A 4,202-nucleotide genomic window follows, 5' to 3' on the forward strand; every position below is an offset into this window, starting at 1 on the left:
AGCAACAAGCAGCATCATCAAGCTCGACACGCCAAGTTGTGTGCCCACACTATTTCAGGATCCCGGACGACACGCAACGCCGCTACCAGCACAAACCCTGTTCAGACAGCCCGCGCATGCCCACCAACTGCGGAACTCGGGTAGGACAAGCGGACGCGGTCAGACATCGGGTCCAGGTCGCTGAGCGCTAGCACTCGGCCCGAGCGGTCACGAGCACCGGCCCGCCGCGGCGGCCACCGAGCGGGCGGAGCCGGACCGAGCGGTGGCGGTACGCAAGAAACGATGAGGTCGGTGGCGCTGCCATGACGCGGACCTTGGGCCCCGGATCCGCAGGTCCAGGTCGTCGACGGAGAGTTGAGGTGATCGCGGGACGAGACCAGACACGATCCCCAAACTGTCCCGACTTCATGATGCAGAGCCCATGGGCAGCGACTCGACGCTAGACGGCCAACGCCTCGAGTGCCGCAGGTGATGGCTCCACGACGCCGGGCTCGGGATGAACCTTCTGTGCGGGCTCGAGGTTCTTCAGGCCGCTGGAGGTGTTCACCAGAACGATCGACAGCCCTTCCGGTAGCTGCCCTTGGTCGGCAGCGTCGCGGAGGCCGGCGAGGGCGGCAGCGCTGGCGGGCTCGACGACAAACCGCCGGCCGGGGAGTGAGCCCGATCAAGACACGGATTCAGGCACGGGACAAGCTTGCTGTGCCCGTAACCGCTGACGCAGCGCGACCGCCAAGACCGCCAGCGAGGCTAGCGCGAGGACCGGTTGCAGCGGCGCGAAATAGCTCAACGCGCCACTCGTCCCGAGTGCCAGCACGACGAGTTTGTTGCAGATCGGACAGCCGACGGCGAAGACCGAGAGGAGCCCGCCGGCAACGGCCCTTCCCTGGCGTGGTCGCGAACCTGATGACGCCCTGACATAGGTTCCCGTGATCAGACCGGTGAGTACTGCGCTCACCGCCCACACCGGATAGTTCCACCACAGCACGGGCGTCATCCGTGTGTACAACGGGGTCGGAACGACACCGGTCGGTACACCGATGACAAGTGCGGCGACGACCGCGCCCGCTGCGGCGATCAACCAGTGGCGTTTCGTCCAGGAGCGCATCGATCCCCTATCCCACTCCGCTCCTAAGCATCGTAGAATTCAGGCACGGTAGCCGAGGACGGTCATCATGCCGGCCTCGGCGTGGTAGATGTTGTGGCAGTGGGTCAGCCACTGCCCAGGATTGTCGGCGTCGAAGTCGCAGGTGATCGACCGCTTCGGGAGGACGATTGCGGTGTCCTTGCGGGGGCCGTCGGCTCCGAGCTGGAACGTGTGGCCGTGAATGTGCATCGGGTGCCACATCGTGGTGCTGTTGCGGAACCTCACGCGTACCCGTTGCCCCTCCCGGATCGGCAGCGACTTCTTCGGGTCGTACCGGCGTCCGTTGATGGTCCAGTCGTACTCCATCATTCCGCCGGTGAGCTCCAGGACGTGCTCCACATCAGGCGTCGCGGGCTTCAGCTGGGCGTCGTCGGCGGCGCGTAGGTCCGTGTAACCGACGATCCTTGCGTTCAGCTCGCGCGGTCGGGCGGACACCGGTGGTCGCTGGCCGGAACCGGTCCGGACCAGTGCCCGCGCCGTGGCTTCCTTACCCTCGGCGAGCGCGGTGAGCGGGAAGACGCCGTCCTCGAGTGTGACCACCACGTCGTACCGCTCGCCCATACCGATGAGCAAGGCATCCGTCTCGACGGGGGTGACCGGGAAGCCGTCGGTGTGGGTTACGAGGAGACGGTGTCCTCCGAGAGCCACCCGGAACGCGGTGTCGCCGCCGGCGTTGATGAGTCGGATGCGGACGCGACTTCCGGGCTTTGCGCGGAAGTCGCGGGCAGCACTGGCGATCCTGCCATTGACGAGAAAATGTGGGTACTTCACGTCGCCCGCGTCGCCACCGAGCAGCTCGCTGGTGGCGCCCATGAGCGTCGGTCCGTCCATCTCCCCACCGCCGTGGTCCATGCCTCCCATCCCCTTGCGCAGGGTCTCGAACACCTGGTCAGGCGTATAGTCGGTGCCGTCGATCCAATCGTCGAGGACGACCGTCCATTCCGCATCGTAGGCTCCCGCCTCGTCGGGGTCCTCGACGATGAGCGGTGCGTACAGGCCGCGGTCGAGCTGCACGCCGCTGTGCGGATGGAACCAATAGGTGCCGGCATCGGGGGCGACGAATCGGTAGGTAAAGCTTGTTCCGCGTCCAACCGAGGGCTGGGTGAGGTCGGGCACGCCGTCCATGTCGTTGCGCAAGGCGATCCCGTGCCAGTGGATACTCGTCTCTGCCGGAAGTTGGTTGACGAGCCGCACCTCGACAAGATCTCCTCGCCGGACGCGGATTTCTCGTCCCGGGATCGCGCCGTCGTAGGTCCACGTTCTCACCGTCGGTCCACCGAGGTCGACGGTGTCGGCTGACGCACGCACCGTGTGCCTGCTGGTGTTGCCGCTGGCGCGACGGCTGGACTCTACGCTTCGAACGCGCTTGTCGGTCGGTGAGATCAGTCGTGGGCTGGTTGCTCCTGAGCCGCAGGCAGCCAAGGCAGCCAGTGCCGGAACGGCGACACCGGCGCGCAGCAGGCTGCGGCGATCGATGGTGGGCATGGATATCTCCTTGTGCGTAGCTGGATATTTCCCCGCACAGCGGCGTGGTGGCGAGGACGGGCCGCATGGCGTGGCGCACCCATGGCAGGGCCACGCCACGTGAGCAGCGGCTTAGATTCGTAGCACGCAGAGTTGATGTAGCAAGAGAGCTGGCGGTGCCCGTCCGCCCAAGGAACGGGCACCGACGGGGGCGCCCACGGCGACTGGTGATCGTGGGAGCCGGATAGGCGATCGACGCAGTACTACGAGCAGCAGCGCGCCGAGCAGGATCGCTATGCACGTCGCCATGAGCGTTCCGGTGTCCGTATGGACAGCACCCACGGCCTTGGTCAGACCAGAGTTGGGCGGTGAGTCGGCGGGGGCGAGACCTGGGGCATGCGTCATGCCCGACATAGACGTAGCGGCGGAAACCGCTTGCGGTCCCGCCGGCATTCCCGAGTGATGTTCGCCCGGCCCGTTCAGCGCATGCATGGCAAGGACCCCGGCCAGGATGAACGGCACCAGCGCCCAGCGCAGCGCGACCGGGAACCATCCCGTCGGTAGACCGAACCTGCCGTGCATACCGCCCAGTATAGGAGCCGGTTGGCGCTGGGTAGGCGCCGCTGCTGACTCGGCCAGTTGCGCCTTGCATCTCAAGGATACTGGCGAGCGCGACGGGTCACAGCCCACCGGGCGGCGGCAGGCTGTCAACGCGGAAAGCGGACGCTGTGAGGGTACGGTGGGAATGTGAACGGCGACCCACTCGATGCCCTCGTCGGCCGACCGACCAGTACGACCCCTGCCGCGAGTTGGCCGCACACGGCGTGCAGCCCTTGGGTGGTGCACCGCGCCGATGCCTCGAGTCCACGAGGCCCGAGCTCTGGAGGTCCACCCGAGCACCGTCGAGGTGCTGATCAAAGCGGGGCATCCCGTCTCAAACCGAGGACCGACCCGTCCTCGTCGACCATCTCACCGCCGGTGTCACCGTCGTGCGCGGTGTCGAGCGTCGCATCGAGCGGGCGGCCGTCCGGGACCTCACCGGGGTGGACCGATACCTGCGTCGTGGGCTGTCTGACCCGACGGCGGGAAAGGCGCCGATATGAGCGCTCGCCGGCGAGCGACGGTCGTCCTGGCTGTCGCGCCATTCGTGCTGACTGGATGCGGCGGCACCACAACAGGAGGGGCGTCGCCGAGTGTCACCGGCACAAGAGTCACCGTGACCGCGACCGACTACGCCTTCCAGCTGCAGCGAAAGAGCCTCTCCTCCGGCACCTACACCTTCGTGGTCGACAACGAAGGCCGGACCACGCATGCGCTCGCGGTCAAGGGGCCAGGAGTCGCCCGCACGGAGACCGAGACGATCGGCCCAGGCGAGCAGAACCGCCTCACCGTCACCCTGCGATGCGACGCACGTACGAGCTGTGGTGCCCCGTTGGCAATCACCGCAGCCTCGGCATGGTTCGCACGCTCACCACGAACATGAGCACCGGGGAGACGACCACCACCCTCGGCGGCAGTGACAAGTACGGATACTGAGCGAAACCGGGCGTGGAGAGGCATGGTGGAGCGAACCGATGAACACCCGGCTCGCTAG

The 4,202-nt window shown here is 66.7% G+C and carries 3 protein-coding genes; 1 reads left to right on the plus strand and 2 read right to left on the minus strand.

Features of this window, described 5'->3' with window-relative positions; translation table 11 throughout:
* Positions 1-664: 664 nt before the first annotated feature.
* Together GEV07_30725 and GEV07_30730 are read right to left on the minus strand one after the other, a co-directional pair.
* Positions 665-1,105, minus strand: a complete 441-nt coding sequence (locus GEV07_30725; GenBank protein MQA06883.1) for a hypothetical protein — start codon at positions 1,103-1,105, stop codon at positions 665-667.
* Between the two features lie 39 nt (positions 1,106-1,144).
* The gene (locus GEV07_30730) at positions 1,145-2,629 is read right to left on the minus strand and encodes a multicopper oxidase domain-containing protein (protein ID MQA06884.1); all 1,485 of its coding nucleotides are present in this window, start codon (positions 2,627-2,629) and stop codon (positions 1,145-1,147) included.
* A gap of 1,195 nt (positions 2,630-3,824) precedes the next feature.
* On the opposite strand from GEV07_30730, the gene GEV07_30735 reads away from it, so the two are divergent.
* On the plus strand, positions 3,825-4,091 hold the full coding sequence (locus GEV07_30735; GenBank protein ID MQA06885.1) for a hypothetical protein: 267 nt from the start codon (positions 3,825-3,827) through the stop codon (positions 4,089-4,091).
* Positions 4,092-4,202: the final 111 nt, after the last annotated feature.

This window comes from Streptosporangiales bacterium (assembly GCA_009379825.1).
In the GTDB taxonomy this organism is placed as follows: Bacteria; Actinomycetota; Actinomycetes; order Streptosporangiales; family WHST01; genus WHST01.